Below are 17,665 nucleotides of genomic sequence, written 5' to 3'. Positions count from 1 at the left end.
ACCGAGCGGACCAGCGATCTATAACTCACCCTCAGGCTGATCCAGCCGCTCGCGCAAAAACTCGATAAACGCCTGCACCGGCCGCGACCCTTGGCGATGCTGCGGGTACACCGCCGACAACGTCAGCGGCTGCGGCCGGAAATCCTCCAGCACCGGCACCAACCGTCCATCCTTCAGCGCTGCGCCGACAATGAACGTCGGCAGATAGGTAATCCCCATCCCGGCAATCGCCGCATCCTTGAGCAACTCGCCGTTGTTAACCCGCATCCGCCCGGTGACGTTGACCGTCAGCGGCTTGCCCTGCCCTTCAAACCGCCATTGCACCTGACGACCGTGGCCATACGGCAGGCAGTCGTGGTTGAGCAGGTCTTCGGGTTTGGCCGGCGTGCCGCGTTCGGCCAAGTAAGCCGGGCTGGCGCAGTACACCCGCTGAATCGAGGCGATGCGCCGGGCAATCAGGGTCGAGTCTTCCAGCACGCCAATGCGCAGTGCCAGGTCATAACCCTCACCGAGCAAGTCCACCGGCCGATCGCTCAAGTCCACCTCCACGGTGACGTCGCGATAGCGCTGCAAAAACACTGGCAGCAGACGGCCCAGATGCGCCAATGCAAACGACAACGGCGCGCTCAGGCGAATGGTGCCCCGCGGCTCGGTGGTCTGGCCGGCGATGCCCTGCTCCACCTGCTCGACTTCGCTGAGCAGGCGCAAGGCTGATTCGTAATAACTCTGGCCCAGTGGCGTAACGTCCAGCCGCCGGGTCGAACGGTTGAGCAGGCGAACGCCCAAGCGTTCCTCCAGTTGCATCAATCGACGGCTGACGAATTGCTTGGACAGGCCCAGTTGATCGGCAGCGGCGGTGAAGCTGCCGGAGTCCATCACCTGGCAAAAAATACGCATATCTTCAAACGGGTTCATTGTCACGCCCTGGTTGACAGTCAAACACTTTATAGCCGCTTTTTCCGTTTATGGCACCCCATTAATCTGTGTCCATAGTGCTGCGCGAGCAAGCTCCCGCGCCACATTCATCACCCGGCAAACAATCCGGCTCCCCCTCCCGGAGTTCGTCCATGTCCTTCATCTACGATCATCCCCTGTCCTGGAGCGCCCTGCTGTTGGTGTTTGACGCCCTGCTCTGGCACGTCGCGCCGATCCGGCACCGCGTCACCCGCATCGGCCTGCGCCTGGCGCTGTTCCTGATTTTCAGCGCAATCATCATCAACACCGGCGTAAGCCCATTACAGGCACCGTTGTTCGCCGACGACCGCGTGGCGCAACTCGGGGCCACGGCGCTGGGGATTCTCTGGTGGCTGTACGCCGCGCGGGTGCTCACCGAAGTCATCGGCCTGGTGCTGATGCGCCGTATCGGCCACAGCGGGCGGCTGCTGCAGGATGTCATCGGTGCATTGGTATTTCTGGTGGCCATCGTCGCGGCGGCCGGTTATGTATTGGAGCTGCCGGTCAAAGGCTTGCTGGCGACGTCCGGGGTGGTCGCGATTGTGGTCGGTTTGGCGCTGCAGAGCACATTGAGCGACGTGTTTTCCGGGATCGTGCTGAACACCACCAAGCCATATCAGGTGGATGACTTTGTGGTGATCGACGGCGTTGAAGGCAAAGTGCTCGACATCGACTGGCGCGCCACCCATTTGCTCACCAGCGCCGGCACCACGGCGGTGGTGCCGAACTCAGTGGCGGCCAAGGCGAAAATCGTCAACCTGAGCCGCCCGAGCAACATGCACGGTGTGTCGATCAGCATTCAAGTGCCTAACCATATTCGTCCGCGTCGGGTGCTGGATGCGCTGGATCGCACGCTTCAGGGCAGCAGCACGTTACTGCTCAACCCGGCGCCGAAAGCGCTGCTGAAAGAGGCCGGCGAAACCATGTCCGAGTACGTTGCCAGCGGATTTATCGCCGAGTTGGGCAAGAAAGGCGAGGTGCGTAATCAACTGTTTGACCTGGCCCATCGGCATCTGGAAGCGGCGGGTATTTCCCGGCAGCTCGATGGTGTGATCGAGCCGTCGACCCGGGCGCGGGCGTTACTGGATGAAGTGAAAATTTTCCGTTCCCTGAGCGAGGACGAACGTGATCGACTGGCCCAATCGATGGTCCCACAACAGTACGCGGCGGGTCAGGTGGTGCTGGACCTGAATGAAGTTCCGGACAGTTTGTTCGTCATCGCCACCGGTGTGGTCAGCGCCACCGTGCCCGACGGCACCGGGCAAACCGAAGCCGGGCGCATGGGGCCGAGCGAAGTCATGGGCGAACAGAGCATCCTCACCGACACACCGTCCCAGGCCTGCTTCACGGCGTTGACGTCGAGCATCATTTATCGAATCGACAAAGCCCTGACCCGCCATTGCGTGGAGCAGCGAGGCGAGGTTGGACAGGCGTTGAACAAGTTGCAGGCGGTTCGGCAGCAGAACAGTCGGCTGGCGTTGATGGCCAACCCCGTGCCGATCAAGAAAGGAGGATTTCTGGGGTGGTTGCAGAAGCGCGGATAAGGCCCCTGTAGGAGCTGCCGAAGGCTGCGATCTTTTGATCTTAATAAAAGCAAGGTCAAAAGATCGCAGCCTTCGGCAGCTCCTACAGGGAGGTGTGTTGCTTATTTCGAGGTCAACACCGAATAGCTGTTCATCAGGTTGCGATAGTTCGGAATGCGCGGCGACAGCAGGTTCGCCAGGCCTTCCATGTCGTTGCGCCAGTCGCCTTGCAGCTCGCAGGCTACCGAGAACCAGTTGACCAGTTGTGCACCGGCCGCCGACATGCGCGCCCAGGCGGCTTGTTGTACGGTTTCATTGAAAGTGCCTGAGGCGTCAGTCACCACAAACACTTCAAATCCTTCAGCCAGCGCCGACAACGTTGGGAACGTCACGCACACATCCGTCACCACACCCGCAATGATCAATTGCTTGCGGCCAGTGGCTTTGACGGCTTTGACAAAGTCTTCGTTATCCCAGGCGTTGATCTGGCCTGGACGCGGGATGTACGGCGCGTCCGGGAACAGTTCTTTGAGCTCCGGCACCATCGGGCCGTTCGGGCCACTTTCGAAGCTGGTGGTGAGGATGGTCGGCAGTTTGAAGAACTTGGCGAGATCCCCAAGGGCCAGCACATTGTTCTTGAATTCGTTGGGCGAGAAATCCTGCACCAGCGAAATCAGGCCAGTCTGGTGGTCGACCAGCAAGACCACCGCGTCATCTTTGTTCAGACGTTTGTACGGAACGTTGCTCATATGAAACTCCTCGGTAGTGGGAGGGTGCTTATGGCGCCGGCACGTTGGGCCGGCGCTTTTTTATGTTCGTCAGAAGGCAAAGCACGAGCAACCAAAGGCGCCCCAGAAACCCGCGAAATCGCTGACCGGCGCATTCGACAAGCGCGCCTTTTCATGGCTGTGGGAATGCACGCCGCACGGCCCACTGCAATGGTGAGCCTGAGCCTGCATCGGCGAGGTCGGGCGCCAGTGACCCGGAACTTTCACCACCGGCGACCAGTCCGGCAGCACCGGCACGCTGGCCGGGCCAAGTTTTTCGAAGTCGCCAGCGGCGTACACCACTTTGCCGCCAACCACGGTCAACACGGACTCGATCCACTTGATCGCTTCTTCATCGACGCTGAAGAAGTCGGCACTCAGGGCCGCGACGTCTGCCAATTGGCCGACCTTGATCTGGCCTTTCTTGCCCTGCTCGGAAGAGAACCAGGCGCTGCCGTGGGTGAACAGCTCCAGCGCGGTCAGCCGCGAAAGGCCTTCGGTGTGCAGTTCCAAACCGCCAACGGTGCGACCGCTGACCATCCAGTACAACGAAGTCCAGGGGTTGTAGCTCGATACCCGCGTGGCGTCAGTGCCGGCGCCGACCGGTAGGCCTTCGGCCAACATGCGCTTGATCGGCGGCGTGGCTTCGGCGGCTTTGGCGCCGTAACGCTCGACAAAATATTCGCCCTGGAACGCCATCCGGTCCTGAATCGCAATGCCGCCACCCAGCGCCCTCACCCGCTCGATGTTTTGCGGGGTGATGGTTTCGGCGTGATCGAAGAACCACGGCAAACCGTTAAACGGAATGTCACGGTTAACCTTCTCGAACACGTCGAGCATGCGGCTGATGGATTCGTTGTAGGTCGCATGCAAACGGAACGGCCAACGCTGTTCCACCAAATGACGAACCACTGGCTCCAGCTCGTCTTCCATGGTGTGCGGCAGGTCCGGGCGCGGCTCGAGGAAGTCCTCGAAATCGGCCGCCGAGAACACCAGCATTTCCCCGGCGCCGTTATGCCGCAGGTAGTCGTCGCCCTGGTGCAGGGTCACGCTCGACGTCCAGTTTTTGAAATCACTGAGCTCTTCCTTGGGCTTTTGGGTGAACAGGTTGTAGGCGATACGGATCGTCAGTTGCCGGTCCTTGTTCAACTGCTCGATCACCTGGTAATCGTCCGGGTAATTCTGGAAACCACCGCCGGCATCGATGGCGCTGGTCAGGCCGAGGCGATTGAGTTCACGCATGAATTGGCGGGTCGAGTTGACCTGATATTCCAGCGGCAACTTCGGCCCTTTGGCCAGCGTCGAGTAGAGAATCATCGCGTTCGGGCGTGCCACCAGCATGCCGGTCGGGTTGCCGTTGGCATCACGGACAATTTCGCCGCCCGGCGGGTTCGGCGTGTCGCGGGTGTATCCGGCAACGCGCAATGCAGCACGGTTGAGCAAGGCGCGGTCGTAGAGGTGCAGCACAAACACCGGGGTGTCCGGCGCGGCCTGGTTCAGTTCTTCCAGGGTCGGCATGCGTTTTTCGGCGAACTGGAATTCGTTCCAGCCACCGACCACCCGCACCCATTGCGGCGTCGGCGTGCGGTCGGCCTGATCCTTGAGCATGCGCAAGGCATCGACCAGCGAAGGCACGCCTTCCCAGCGCAGTTCGAGGTTGTAGTTCAAGCCACCACGGATCAGGTGCAAGTGCGAGTCGTTGAGGCCGGGGATCACGCAGCGGCCCTTGAGGTCGATGACCTGGGTGCCGGAACCGCGCAGGGCCATGGCTTCGCCGTCATTACCGACCGCGACAAAGCGCCCGTCCTTGATTGCCACCGCGCTGGCCAACGGCTTTTCGCGGTCGACGGTGTGGAATTGGCCATTGAATAAAATCAGATCGGCGTTCATAGCGGTTCCTCAGGCAGAGTGGAATGTGACGTGTCGGCTGTCAGCCATGGCGCGAACAGGCGTGTCGCCCTCGGCATGAACAGGTACACCACCGAAACCACGATGGTCACGGTGATCAGAAAAGTGGCAACCACGTAGTTGGACAGGAAGGCGTTGAGCTTGAGCAGCGGCCCCCACATCAGCGGCACCAGCAAGGTGTGCGGCAAAATCACCAACAAGGTGACCACCGCTTGCTTCCAGCGCGGCGGTGGCGAAGCGGCGTCGGCCAGTGGCGAAAACCAGAACTCGTTGACCGGGTTGACCTCAGTCTGGTCGCCGTCGGCCAGCATCGGTGTGGCTTCGTTGACCAATTCCAGGCGTTGCGGCGAATCGAGCCACAGTTGCATCGCTTCGGTGGAGCAAAAGCGCAACACGCAGGTGTAGGTGTCGAGGCCGGCGTTCTTGCCGCGCACCACGTCCACGCCCAAGTGCCCTTCTCGCCGCCCGGCGATGCTGACAATGTTGCGCAGCCAGGCTTCGTAAGGCGCCTCGAAACCGGCCTTGACCCGGTGCTTGACGATCAGGGTCACGACTTCCTCGAAACCCGGCTTTGCAGCGTCGGCACGGTTGGCATCAGGCATAACGAAAGACTCCGGCAAAACGATCATTGAGCGCCAGCCGTCCCGGCCCGGCGATAAGGATGCTGGTGAACACAATCAGCAGCAGCCAGCCGAACTGCCCTTCGAACAGGCTCCATTGCGGATGCACAATCAACAGCGCCACCAACAGCACACACAGAATAGGCAAGCACGCCAAACGCACCAGCACCCCGGCGACGATCAGCAGCGGGCACAGCACCTCGGCGAAAATCGCCAGGATCAGCGTGACGTTCGCGCCCAGGTGAAACGGGTCTTCGATCTGTTGCAGTTGCGCGCTGTAGTCCAGCAACTTGGGCAAGCCATGCACCCACAACAGAAACAATCCGCCGCTGCCCCGCAAAAAAGCAGCCCGAAGTTCCGAGCCCGTTCATCCCATCCCGCTGCGTTCATGGCCTACCTGCTCCATTGAAAAATCACCGGCATGGCTTCGCCGGCACTTGATCTGATAGTGCCGGGGTCAGGTGGGGAAAAATTGGATATACGTGCTCTTTTTGCCCTCGACGCAGCCCCCAGTAGGAGCTGCCGAAGGCTGCGATCTTTTGATCTTGATGTTCGAAGGTGCTGACTTTACTGAAGGTCAAAAGATCGCAGCCTTGCAGCTCCTACATTGACCGCGTTGCCTGGTTGGTAACCGAGCCCATCTCCCACATTTGATCGGTGTTTGGCAGGGATTATGGGGTAGGGTTGTTGAGGGGTTCGGACATGAACTGGCTGATCCGCGAGCGTAACCATTTCTCTGCCGGGTCGTTGTCGTGCACGCCGCTCCAGGCCATCGACAACTGCGCGGCTTCGATGGAAAACGGTGGGTCTTCGGCGCGCAGGGCACAGCCTTCGACCAAGGCGCACGCGGCGTAATCGGGCACGGTGGCGATCATTTCGGTCCCGGCCAGTAACGCCCGCAAACCACTGAATTGCGGAACACCCAATACCACGCGGCGACTGCGACCGATTTTGGCCAGATCGAGATCAATATTGCCGCTCAAGTCGCCAGAAAACGACACCATCGCATGCGGCCGTTCGCAGTACTCGTCCAGCGTCAGAGAGCCCGGGCGCTTGTCCCCGCGCAGGACTTTGCAGGGGATGTCCCGCAGTTTTTTGCGCTTGGCGTTGGCCGGCAAATCGGTGGTGTAGCTGACGCCGACCGAGATTTCCCCGGACGCCAGCAATGCTGGCATCAGCAGGTAGTTGGCCCGCCGAACCACGACGATTATGCCCGGAGCCTCTTCCCGCAGTTGGCTCAACAACGGTGGAAACAACCCAAACTCGGCATCGTCCGACAGCCCGATGCGAAACACGTCACAACTGCTGGCCGGCTCGAATTCCTTGGCGCGGCTGACCGCGCCGGAGATCACGTCCATCGCCGGTTGCAGCTCCTTGAGAATCGCCAGCGCCCGCGCCGTCGGTTCCATGCCGCGACCGTTGCGCAACAGCAACGGGTCGTCAAACAGATCACGCAAACGCCCCAGCGCCGCACTCACCGCCGGTTGGCCCATAAAGAGTTTTTCGGCGACCCGGGTCAGGTTCTTTTCGAACATCAGGGCTTCGAAAATCACCAGCAGGTTCATGTCGACGCGACGCAGATCGTTACGGTTCATCAGCATGGATTCCTTGTGTTTACACCAACGCCAGGTGGTGAATGCCACAGAGTTTGTGTTAGCCCTGGACTTTACTCGATCAACGGCACTTTGGCCGCTCGTTTGTAAGGGCCGTACTCCACAGGCACCCATTGGAAATGCTTGCCCTCGGCGGCGATATGGCCGATGCCGGGAACGGCAAGTGTGCGGCCGTGACCCAAGTCTTGCTGGTCGCTGCATCGGTGAAGACCAGCTCGCGACTCTTGATCGCCTGCTGACTGTTGACGTCGAAACCGATCGACACTTCAGGATGGAGGAATTGCACCGCCAGGTTATGCACCAAATCGCCCATGAACAAAATGCTCTGGCCGTTGGAGGTGAAGCGGTAGGTGGTGCTGCCCGGCGTGTGCCCGGCTTCCAGCGTGGCCTCGACACCCGGCACCGGTGACTGGCCGGCGTCAAAGGTTTTAAAGCGGCCCGCCGCGACGTACGGAGCGGTCGAATCCTGGGCGATTTTGAAATACGGCTTGGCGCCTTCGGGTGCTTTGGCGATGGCTTGCGGGTCGAGCCAATAATCAGCTTCAGCCTTGGCCGCGTAGACCGTGGCGTTGGCGAAGACCGGTTTCTGCTGGCCATCGACCAGTCCACACACGTGGTCCAGGTGCAGGTGCGTCAACAGGATCGTGTCGACCTGATCCGGCTGATAACCGGCGGCTTTCATATTGTCCGAGAGCATGCCGGCCGTGGCGCCGATGCACTGCCCTGCCCCGGTGTCGACCAGGATCAGTTGCTTGCCGGTATTGATCAGAAAGGCGTTGAACGCTGTTTGCACGCCGGGCGTTTCAATCGAGCGACGGGCCAACAGTGCGCGGATTTGACTTTGGGTCAGGCCCTTGAGCAGTCTCGGCGACAGGTCGTTGTAGCCGTCGAACAGTGCGCTGACTTCGTAATCGCCCACGGCCAGGCGGAAGTAACCCGGCGCTTGAGTGCCGACCTGAGCCGGTGCCGCCGCCATGGAAATACCGGACGCCAGCGCAACCGCCAGGCCCAGTGTGCAAACCAGAGAATGCTTCATGCCTTCACCTTTTGTCTTCAAGGAAAGCGACCTGCGAAGGCGCGCCATACGTGCCCCATCTTGCACCGACCCAACCTGCGCACACTTGCAACGATGTGCTGAGTTAGCGCGGTTTCTCCATCCCGAACCGGGCATGGAATTAACAACGTTTAACTCGCCTGCCAACGCCCCGCGACCAAAAATGAAGTCCTCTGCACGGACCTGCGTTCCTGAAAAAGGAAGATGTTGATCCTGCGTGCAGTGCGCCCGCGCATTCCCACCGACACGGACATTTGTCATGGCCCACGTTCAGTTCAACGCCGTCAGGGCGCCCGCCACGCCAGCGCCAAAAACCACCACCGGCGGCCTCGCCCCCTGGCGCGAAAACCTGGTCAAGCAACTGATTCTCGAAGGCCTGAGCGATACCCTGGAAGTGACTGAACTGGCCAAGGCCTGCGCGCTGTCACGCAGCCATTTTTCCCGGGCGTTCAAGTGCAGCACGGGCCTCTCGCCGCAGGACTGGATTCGCGGCCAGCGCATCGCGAAAGCCAAGCAATTGATCCAGGACACCGACCTGACCCTGACGCAAATCAGCCTGGACTGTGGCTTCTGCGATCAAGCGCACTTCTGCCACATTTTCACCCGCAGCGAAGGCATCACGCCGTTTTCGTGGCGGTGTCAGGTGGTGCGCGCCCCTGAGTTTAACCGTAAAAGATCGCAGCCTTTGCCAGCGCCTACAGGGTTATGCGTACATCCGTAAGTCCAGTGAACACAGTTACTTGTGGGAGCGAGCCTGCTCGCGATGGCGGCGTATATTCAACACATTGGTTGACCGACACACCGCTATCGCGAGCAGGCTCGCTCCCACCGTTTGTATTTCGCTTGATCAGGCTTTGAGGCGATCTCAAGGACGCCATCGCCGGCAAGCCGTGCTCCTGCAGGTAGGTGCACAACCCTGTAGGAGCTGGCGAAGCCTGCGATCTTTTGATCTTCAGCCTTTCAGGAACGCCAACAGATCTTCGTTGAGCTGGTCCTTGTGGGTATCGGTCAAGCCATGCGGCGCACCCGGATAAACCTTCAGCGTCGAGCCCTTGACCAGCCGGGCCGAGGCAATCCCCGCCGCCTCAATCGGCACCACCTGATCCGCATCGCCGTGCACCACCAGTGTCGGTACGTCGAACTTCTTCAGGTCTTCGGTGAAGTCGGTTTCCGAGAAGGCCTTGATGCAGTCATAGGCGTTCTTGTGGCCGGAGGTCATGCCTTGCAGCCAGAACCAGTCGATCATGCCCTGGGATGACGTGGCGTCCGGTTTGTTGAAGCCGAAGAACGGACCGGCGGCGAGGTCTTTGTAGAGCTGCGAACGGTCGACCAGCGAGGCCTGACGAATGCCATCAAACACTTCGATAGGCAGGCCGCCGGGATTGGCTTCGGTCTTGAGCATCAGCGGCGGCACCGAGGAAATCAGCCCGGCTTTTGCGACCCGACCAGTGCCGTGACGACCGATGTAGCGGGCCACTTCACCGCCGCCGGTGGAGAAGCCAAACAGCACGGCGTTTTTCAGGTCCAGCCGTTCGATCAGTTGCGCCAGGTCGTCGGCATAGGTGTCCATGTCGTTGCCGGTCCACGGTTGGCTGGAGCGGCCATGGCCACGACGGTCGTGGGCGATGACCCGATAGCCTTTGGACGCCAGAAAGATCATCTGCGATTCCCAGCTGTCGGCGTTCAGCGGCCAGCCATGGCTGAAGACGACCGGCTGACCGGTGCCCCAGTCCTTGTAGTAAATCTCGGTACCGTCGCGGGTGGTGAATGTGCTCATGAGGCGTACTCCTTTGGGGGTGTTTGGGGGATCAAATCGGTGAGTGATGCAGACGTTCGGCCAGCCGCGCGACCCGCTCGCCCAAGTGCGCGGCGGTGCAGCGATCTTCGGGCGGTGGCGCATCGTCGGGGGACTGTTCGACATTCGACTGGGCCATGGCGCCCAGCGAGCTGCCCAGGCGATTGAGTTGCCCGTCGAACAGCCCGGTGCTGCTACGCGCCGGCAGCACGTCGAGGCCGACCCAGATCATCGAATGCTGGGCAGCGAACACCGCCATCTGCAGCAAGGTGTTGAGTTTGTCGCCGCACAGGCAGCCGGAATTGGTGAACCCGGCAGCGAGCTTGTCGCGCCAGGGCTGGCCCAGATAGAACGCCGAAGTGGCCTCCATGAAGCCCTTGAACGACGCCGAGGCGCTGCCCATGTAGGTCGGGGCGCCAAAGATGATCGCATCGGCCCGGTGCAGGTGGTCCCACTGCGTGTCCACGTCTTCCACCGAAATCAGCCGACAGGTGCTGCCCACGTGCCGTTCCACGCCCAGAGCCACGGCTTCGGCCATGACGCGGGTGTGCCCATAGCCACTGTGATAGACCACCACCACATCGCTCATTCCGGCATCCTCCAGAAGTGTCCATTCCTTTTACAGCGCGAAGACAAAGGCCTTCGTAGAACTTGAAGCCCTAGAGTTTTGGGCGTAGACCTGACGCTCGACGAGTTAAACGTTGTTAATTTTCAAAACCGCGCCTGATGTCCCACCGCCTTTTTTGTCACACTCGCGCCCAATAAATACGAAGTGGCGAGCGGTGCCGGGATCGCGACAGTCGCGGCGAACACCTGACAGTCAGTCGAGCCCTCATTGCACTGCCGGACAATCCTGAGGAGTATGCTCGGAGACCGCGTACCAGACGGATGCAAGCAGGAGTGACCCGTTGACCCCTTCCCCCGATCAGGCCCTGCATTTCGGCCCTTACCGGATCTACCCGGGACAACGCCTGGTGCTGGAAGGCGACCAGCCTTTGCGCCTGGGTCGGCGTGCCATGGACATTCTGCTGATCCTGCTGGAGCACGCCGGGAATGTGGTCAGCAAGCAGCAATTGATCGCGCAGGTGTGGCCCAAAAGCGTCGTCGAAGACATCAATTTGCGAGTGCACATGGCGGCATTGCGCAAGGCGCTGGGCGACGGTCAGGCCGGCCAGCGCTACATCGTCACGGTGGCTCAGCGCGGTTACAGTTTTGTTGCGCCGTTCTCGCTGGCGTCTATCGAGCAGCATCCCGACAACGAGGTCCACAAGCCGCGCCGACATAACCTGCCGGTGCGTCGCACCCGACTGATCGGGCGTCAGCACCTGGTGGACAGCGTGGTGACACATCTGGCCCGCCAGCGCTTCATCACCCTGGTCGGCCCCGGCGGTATCGGCAAGACCACCGTGGCCCTGCGGGTGGCCGAACAACTGATCGATCATTACCGCGACGGCATCCGCTTGCTGGACCTCGCGCCACTCAACGATCCGGCGATGATCACTGCGCATCTGGCAACGCTGCTGGACCTGGCGCTGCACGACAGCGAGCCGATGAACGGCCTGGCGGCCTTCCTGCGTGAACGTCAGATGCTGCTGGTGATCGACAACTGCGAACACCTGATCGATGCAATTGCGCTGCTGTGCGAAGACATTCTGCGCAGTGCGCCGCAGGTACACATTCTGGCCACCAGTCGCGAGAGCCTGCGGGCTGAAGGCGAGTACGTGCAACGCCTGGAATCGCTGGATTGCCCGCCGCCCATCGCCGTGCTCGACCGCGCCCAGGCCCTGAGTTTTTCTGCCCTGCAACTGTTCGTCGAGCGGGCGATGGCCAGCCAGGACAGTTTCGAGCTGAGCGATGAAGAGCTGCCCTTGGCGATTGAAATTTGCCAGCGTCTGGACGGTATTCCGCTGGCCATCGAACTGGCGGCCGCGCAAGTCGCCGACCTCGGCATCGACGGCTTGCTGACGCAACTGCAAGGCAGTTTTCGCCTGCTGACCCAAGGCTCCCGGACGACGTTGGGCCGCCATCAAACCTTGCGCGCGACGCTGGACTGGAGCTTCGAACTACTCAGTGCTTGCGAGCAGACGTGCCTGCGCCGACTAGGGCTGTTCCGGGGCGGCTTCACGCTGGAATCTGCAGCGGCGGTGATCGTCGGCGAACACATCGAACCCAACGCGGTACTTGCCTCGATCACGCAACTGGTAGCCAAGTCGTTGTTGAACGTGGAAGTCGGTGATGAAGAGGTGTTCTATCGCCTGCTCGACACCACCCGCAGCTATGCCCTGGAAAAACTTCACCTGGCCGCCGAAGTGTCGGACACCCGCCAACGACATGCCGAGCGCTGCCTGGCCTTGATGCAACAGGCCCGGGACGTCTGGGAGCAAACGCCCACGCACCTGTGGATCGAGCGCTATGCACGGAGCCTGGAGGACATCCGCGCCGCCCTCGAATGGGGATTGCACGCGAACGGTCCGCAGATGCTGGCGATCCGCTTGACCGCCAGTTCGATGCCGCTGTGGCAGGAACTGTCGCTGCTCAAGGAGCATGGCGTGTACGTGCGCCGGGCCTTGGCGCTGGTCGATGCCGCCGCCGAGCCCTGCCCTCGCCTGACCATCGCCCTGAAGCTCGCCCTCGGCAGTTCCTGCTATCACGCCCAGGGCGGCACTGCCGAAACCGTCGACGCCTTCGTCAGCGCCAGAACCCTCGCTGAACGTTGCAATGACGTTGCCGGGCAGTTGCGGGCGGTGTCCGGGCACATGGCGGTCAATCTCTGTTGCGGCAACTACCAGATGGCCCTGGAGCAGAGCCAGCAGTTCGACCGACTGGGGCTGCACGGCGATGCAGTATTGTCGCTGAGCACCCACCGTTTACGAGTACTGGCGCTGCACTTTTCCGGAGATCAAGCGCTAGCGCGGGAGCATGCCGAGCAGGTCATCCAGCGCATGGCCCAAAGCGGGCACCTCAACCGCTTCACCCACTGTTTTGGCGTGCAGTACGACCAGAGCGTCGCCGCGCTGACGATTCTGGCGCGGATCCTCTGGCTGCAAGGCCAGCCGGAACAAGCCTGGCGCACTGCCCGCCAGGCGCTGGACATCGCGATCCAGATCAACCATGGCACCTCCATCTGCTACACCCTGGCGCTGTCCGGTTGCCTGATCGCCCATTATAACGGCGACACCGCTACCGCCCGCGATCTCTTGCGTCTGTTGCGCGAGCAAGCGCAGAAGCATTCGGTGCTGCTGTTTTATAACTGGGCCCGGCAGTATGCGCAGGTGATTGAGGGTGCCGAGGGGCCTTCGCAACCGGGTGCCGGGCTGGTGAAAGAGATCATGGTGACGCTGGACGGTGGTTTTATTGATAGGGGGTTGCTGGAGCGTGCTGAAAGTGGCGCGGCGGGTTGGAGCACGGCGGAGATTCTTCGGGCTCAGGCGGATGCGTTGATGGCGCAGGAGAATTCGCCAGAGCTGGTTTGTCTGGATGGACGCCATCGCGAGCAGGCTCGCTCCCACAGGAGTGAGGATATTTTGCTGAGGGCGTTGGCGGTTGCGAAAGACCAGGGTGCGCTGGCTTGGGAGCTGCGCAGTGCCACGTCATTGGCGCAGCTTTGGCAGCGTCAGGGTCACCCGCTGCGAGCTTATGAGTTGCTGGCGCCGATTTATGGACGATTTACCGAAGGTTTTGCCACGCCGGACCTGACGAAAGTCCGGCACCTACTCGATGAACTCGCCGGGCAATTGCACGCCTGAGATCCAGCGTGCGTGGCTGATGTAGTGCGCATGGCTCAGCTCGAGCGCACGCAGGTGGCCGCTGCGTTCGAGTTTCTCCAGGGCATAAGAACGGGTAGTGTGAAGGAAGCGATAACGCGGCACGCCACTGCCCTGTTCTATCGACAGCAGCGATTTGCGCGCCAGTCGCTCCACCACTTCCAACAGGTGCATGGGCGGCAGTGAGGCGCAGCTGATCACGCCAATCACCGCGTCGAGGGTGAAGGCCATTTTGAACACCGCCAAGCGCTGCCACACCGTTTGCTCCAGCGGGCTCAGCCGTTCGTAACTCCAGTCCAGCGCGGCTTTGAGGGTCTGATGGCGTGGCACGGCGGTGCGCCGGCCCTGGGTCAGCAGTTGGAAGCAGTTGTCCAGTTGCGCGTGCAACCCGACCAGCGCCAATGCATCAATCTGCGCGGCGGCCAATTCGATGGCCAGGGGCAAACCGTCGAGCCGCCGACAGATGTCGCGCACGGCTTTGAGGTCTTGTTCGCGCAGGGCAAATCCCTGCTGGCGGGCACGGGCGCGGCTGACAAACAGCTGCACCGCCGAGTAGCCCATGGCTTCAGCCACGTTGTGCAATGCCGAGGCTGGCGGCACCACCAAGGGCGGCAACCGCGACACGGTTTCGCCGAGTGCCTGCAGCGGTTCTCGGCTGGTGGCCAGGATCGACAGACGCGGCGCGGCGGCCAACAGATCATCGACCAACGTGCGACAGCGTTCGAGCAGGTGTTCACAGTTGTCGAGCACCAGCAACGCATGCCGTGGCGCCAGCGGCGCAAGGCCAGCGTCGAGTTCCAGGGTTTGAAGCAATTGATCGACCACCTGCGACGGGTCGTCGATAGCCGCCAGGTCGATGATCCAGACGCCATCGCGGTAGTGCTGCAACAGCAACTCAGCCACGCGCAAGGCCACCGTAGTCTTGCCGATCCCGGCCGGACCGACCAGGGTCATGAACCGCCGAACCGGCAACTGGCGCACCACACTGCCAACGATAGAATCTCGACCGGTAATCGAGGTGAGTCGTGCCGGCAGGTTGTGCTGTGGTTTGTGCAGGCTGCCGATGAACACCGGCGTGCCTTCCGGCACACGTTCGACCGGGGCGATGAAGCTGTAGCCGCGCTGCGGAATGTTGACGATGTAACGCTCGCCGTTCTGGCCATCACCCAGCGCCCGACGCAGAGCCGCGATGTGCACGCGCAGGTTGATCTCTTCGACCACCGACGTCGGCCAGACCCGGGCGATCAACTCGTCCTTGCTGACCACATGGCCGGCGCGCTCGACCAGCACCTGCAAAATGTCCAGCGCCCGGCCACCCATGCGCAGCGGCCGATCACCTTCCAGGATCAGCCGTTGGTTTAAGTGGAACGCGTAGGGGCCGAACCGCAGCACCGCATCGCGGGTTAAATCTCTGAGGCTGTTCATGCACGTTCTCGTGCTGAAAACCTGGTCGGGCACCAAGGTGCTGCAAAATCCGTCACGCGCGTCCGTCCAGGCTCCCGCATCTCCATCGCAAAGAGTTCCCGGGTATCTTGGCAGGCATCGATGACCACACAACTACCATACCGGGAGCATTACGGACATCACGGTGCGCACAACGGACACAACCGCTCTAGCTGAACTGTTCGCGGTACTGCGCGGGGGTCAAACCGAGCTTTTCACTGAACAGGAAACGCATGTGCCGCACGCTGCCGAAGCCGCTTTTGTAGGCCACGGTCTTGAGCGGTGCGTCGCTGGTTTCCAGCAGATTTCGCGCACGATCGATGCGCGCACTTTGCAGGAATGCCATGGGCGTCATGTTTACTTCCGGGCAAACAGCCGGGCGAAGTGCCGCGAACTCATGTTCGCCAGACTCGCCATGCGTTCGATGCTGAAGGCTTCGTCGAGGTGTTCGAGCACGTAGTTTTGCACTCGGGTCACCGGCGTTTCGTGAGGAGCGACGGCGGCCATCAGCGGACTGAACTGCGCCTGCCCGCCCTGGCGTTTCATCACCACCAGCAGCACTTTGGCCACGTCCTGGGCGACTTTTTTGCCGTGGTCCTGAGCGACCACCGCCAACGCCAGGTCGATGCCAGCCGTCACACCACCGGAGGTGATCAGGTTGCGGTCCTCAACGAAGATTTGATCGGTCTGTACCGTCGCCTTGGGAAAGCCTTTGATCAGCCGTTCGGTGTAGTGCCAGTGGGTGGTCACGCGAAAACCGTCCAGCAACCCGGCATGCCCGAGCACGAACGCGCCAGTGCAGATCGAGCCATAACGTTCGGCACGGGCAACGGCACCGCGCAGCCAGGCCAGCAGTGGCTCGCGCTTTTCGTTGTAGGCCCCGGGGCCGCCCGGTACCAGCAGCAAGTCGTAACGGTCGCAGGCCTGATCGATATGCAGGTCGGCCTGGACGCTGACGCCATTGGAGGCACGCAACGGACCGTGCTCGGTGCCGATCATCGACAACACATAGTGATCGGCCGGTTCCAGATAACGGTTGGCGATGGAAAACACCTCCATGGGCCCGGCCATGTCGAGCAGGAGAAAGTTGGGGAACAGCACCATTGCCACGGTTTTCATGGGGTGGACATCACTGAGGTTATAAAAAGAGAACTGCCCGTCGGTTAAACACCGATCCACTGTGGGAGCGGGCTTGCTCGCGAAAGCGGTGTATCAGGCACCCACAATGTTGAATGTGATGCCGCCTTCGCGAGCAAGCCCGCTCCCACAGGTTTTGTTCGCTGTGCATTATGGCCTTTGTATCAAATATGCATACGTGATCCCGCGCACAAAACTGTCAACCTGAAAGGGACAGTATTTCAATTTTCATCTACTTATTGCATCGATCAGTAACCATTAACCTTCTCCTCACTCGGACGAATTCACGTCCTGACAGGAGATTTCATCATGCTGACCCTTCGCAAAGCCTCGGATCGCGGCGCGGCCAATCACGGTTGGTTGAAGTCGTTCCATACCTTTTCCTTCGCCAACTATCGAAACCCGAAAGAGCAGGGTTTTTCCGATCTGTTGGTGATCAACGATGACCGCGTGGCAGCCGGCAAAGGCTTTGGCCAGCACCCGCACCGGGACATGGAGATTTTCTCCTATGTGCTCGAAGGCGCCCTGGAACACAAGGACACCCTGGGCACCGGTTCGGTGATCCGCCCCGGCGACGTGCAATTGATGAGTGCCGGCAGCGGCGTGGCGCACAGCGAGTACAACCACTCGGCCACCCGCGGCGTGCATTTTCTGCAAATCTGGATCGTTCCTGAGGTCAGCGGCGCCAAACCGCGCTATCAGCAAGAGCACTTCAGTACCCAGAAAAAACGTGGCCGCCTGCAACTGATCATCTCCCCGGACGGGGCCAAGGATTCGCTGTCGGTGCGTCAGGATGCGCGAGTGTATGCCGGGCTGTTCGACGGCAAGGAAAGCGCGACCCTGGAATTGGCGACCAACCGTTATGCCTATGTGCATGTCGCTCGTGGGAATGTTGAACTCAACGGCGTGCAGTTGCAGGAAGGCGACGGCGTGCGGGTTCGCGAAGAACAGGTGCTGACCTTGAGCAATGGCGTGGATGCCGAAGTGTTGGTGTTTGATTTGCGGCCGCAGGAATTGCCGGAAATGCCATGACAGACACTTCCCTTGCGTAGCAGCTGTCGAGCCCCAGCGAGGCTGCGCCGCCGAA

The 17,665-nt window shown here is 61.0% G+C and carries 12 protein-coding genes and 3 pseudogenes; 4 read left to right on the top strand and 11 right to left on the bottom strand.

The genetic code is table 11. The features are described from left to right. Nucleotides 1–18: 18 nt before the first annotated feature. Nucleotides 19–915, bottom strand: a complete 897-nt coding sequence (locus JFV26_RS01085; protein WP_201188950.1) for a LysR family transcriptional regulator — start codon at nt 913–915, stop codon at nt 19–21. 152 nt (nt 916–1,067) lie between these two features. On the opposite strand from JFV26_RS01085, the gene JFV26_RS01080 reads away from it, so the two are divergent. Next, complete coding sequence (locus JFV26_RS01080) at nt 1,068–2,498, top strand: mechanosensitive ion channel family protein (protein WP_201188948.1); 1,431 nt, start codon at nt 1,068–1,070, stop codon at nt 2,496–2,498. Nucleotides 2,499–2,599: 101 nt separating this feature from the next. Here JFV26_RS01080 and ycaC read toward each other — a convergent pair whose 3' ends face one another. The 6 genes and pseudogenes from ycaC to JFV26_RS01050 all read right to left on the bottom strand — a co-directional run bounded on the left by ycaC (nt 2,600) and on the right by JFV26_RS01050 (nt 8,421). After that, nucleotides 2,600–3,226, bottom strand: coding sequence for an isochorismate family cysteine hydrolase YcaC (ycaC, locus tag JFV26_RS01075; RefSeq protein ID WP_201188946.1), 627 nt, complete (start codon nt 3,224–3,226; stop codon nt 2,600–2,602). A 69-nt stretch (nt 3,227–3,295) separates the two neighbouring features. Continuing rightward, nucleotides 3,296–5,134: an amidohydrolase gene (locus JFV26_RS01070; RefSeq protein WP_201188944.1), complete on the bottom strand. Its 1,839-nt coding sequence runs from the start codon at nt 5,132–5,134 to the stop codon at nt 3,296–3,298. Beyond that, nucleotides 5,131–5,754, bottom strand: coding sequence for an antibiotic biosynthesis monooxygenase (locus tag JFV26_RS01065; RefSeq protein WP_201188942.1), 624 nt, complete (start codon nt 5,752–5,754; stop codon nt 5,131–5,133). The genes JFV26_RS01070 and JFV26_RS01065 overlap by 4 nt, the downstream gene beginning before the upstream one ends. Further along, nucleotides 5,747–6,162: pseudogene (locus tag JFV26_RS01060) on the bottom strand (DoxX family protein). Before JFV26_RS01060 ends, JFV26_RS01065 begins: the two are co-directional and overlap by 8 nt. A gap of 281 nt (nt 6,163–6,443) precedes the next feature. Continuing rightward, nucleotides 6,444–7,367: a LysR family transcriptional regulator gene (locus tag JFV26_RS01055; protein WP_201188940.1), complete on the bottom strand. Its 924-nt coding sequence runs from the start codon at nt 7,365–7,367 to the stop codon at nt 6,444–6,446. Nucleotides 7,368–7,438: 71 nt separating this feature from the next. Continuing rightward, nucleotides 7,439–8,421: pseudogene (locus JFV26_RS01050) on the bottom strand (MBL fold metallo-hydrolase). Between the two features lie 277 nt (nt 8,422–8,698). Between JFV26_RS01050 and JFV26_RS01045 the strand changes: the two are divergent. Continuing rightward, the gene (locus JFV26_RS01045) at nt 8,699–9,160 is read left to right on the top strand and encodes a helix-turn-helix domain-containing protein (protein ID WP_201188938.1); all 462 of its coding nucleotides are present in this window, start codon (nt 8,699–8,701) and stop codon (nt 9,158–9,160) included. Between the two features lie 231 nt (nt 9,161–9,391). On the opposite strand, the gene JFV26_RS01040 is transcribed toward JFV26_RS01045, so the two are convergent. Both JFV26_RS01040 and JFV26_RS01035 read right to left on the bottom strand, forming a co-directional pair. Then, nucleotides 9,392–10,216 (bottom strand): alpha/beta fold hydrolase, encoded by an 825-nt coding sequence (locus tag JFV26_RS01040; protein ID WP_201188936.1) that lies wholly within the window; start codon nt 10,214–10,216, stop codon nt 9,392–9,394. 31 nt (nt 10,217–10,247) lie between these two features. After that, a complete protein-coding gene (locus JFV26_RS01035) occupies nt 10,248–10,823 on the bottom strand; it encodes a flavodoxin family protein (protein ID WP_201188935.1) in 576 nt (191 codons plus the stop codon). A 319-nt stretch (nt 10,824–11,142) separates the two neighbouring features. Here JFV26_RS01035 and JFV26_RS01030 point away from each other — a divergent pair, with 319 nt between their 5' ends. Further along, nucleotides 11,143–13,980 (top strand): ATP-binding protein, encoded by a 2,838-nt coding sequence (locus JFV26_RS01030; protein WP_201188933.1) that lies wholly within the window; start codon nt 11,143–11,145, stop codon nt 13,978–13,980. Here JFV26_RS01030 and JFV26_RS01025 read toward each other — a convergent pair. After that, nucleotides 13,945–15,423: an ATP-binding protein gene (locus JFV26_RS01025; protein WP_201188931.1), complete on the bottom strand. Its 1,479-nt coding sequence runs from the start codon at nt 15,421–15,423 to the stop codon at nt 13,945–13,947. The genes JFV26_RS01030 and JFV26_RS01025 overlap by 36 nt on opposite strands. Nucleotides 15,424–15,610: 187 nt before the next feature. Further along, nucleotides 15,611–16,560: pseudogene (locus tag JFV26_RS01020) on the bottom strand (GlxA family transcriptional regulator). 327 nt (nt 16,561–16,887) lie between these two features. Here JFV26_RS01020 and JFV26_RS01015 point away from each other — a divergent pair. Next, a complete protein-coding gene (locus tag JFV26_RS01015) occupies nt 16,888–17,610 on the top strand; it encodes a pirin family protein (protein WP_201188929.1) in 723 nt (240 codons plus the stop codon). The last annotated feature ends 55 nt before the right edge of the window (nt 17,611–17,665 follow it).

The sequence above is a fragment of the Pseudomonas sp. TH31 genome (genome assembly GCF_016650815.1).
Lineage (GTDB): Bacteria > Pseudomonadota > Gammaproteobacteria > Pseudomonadales > Pseudomonadaceae > Aquipseudomonas.
This window is presented reverse-complemented; position numbering and strand designations above follow the sequence as displayed.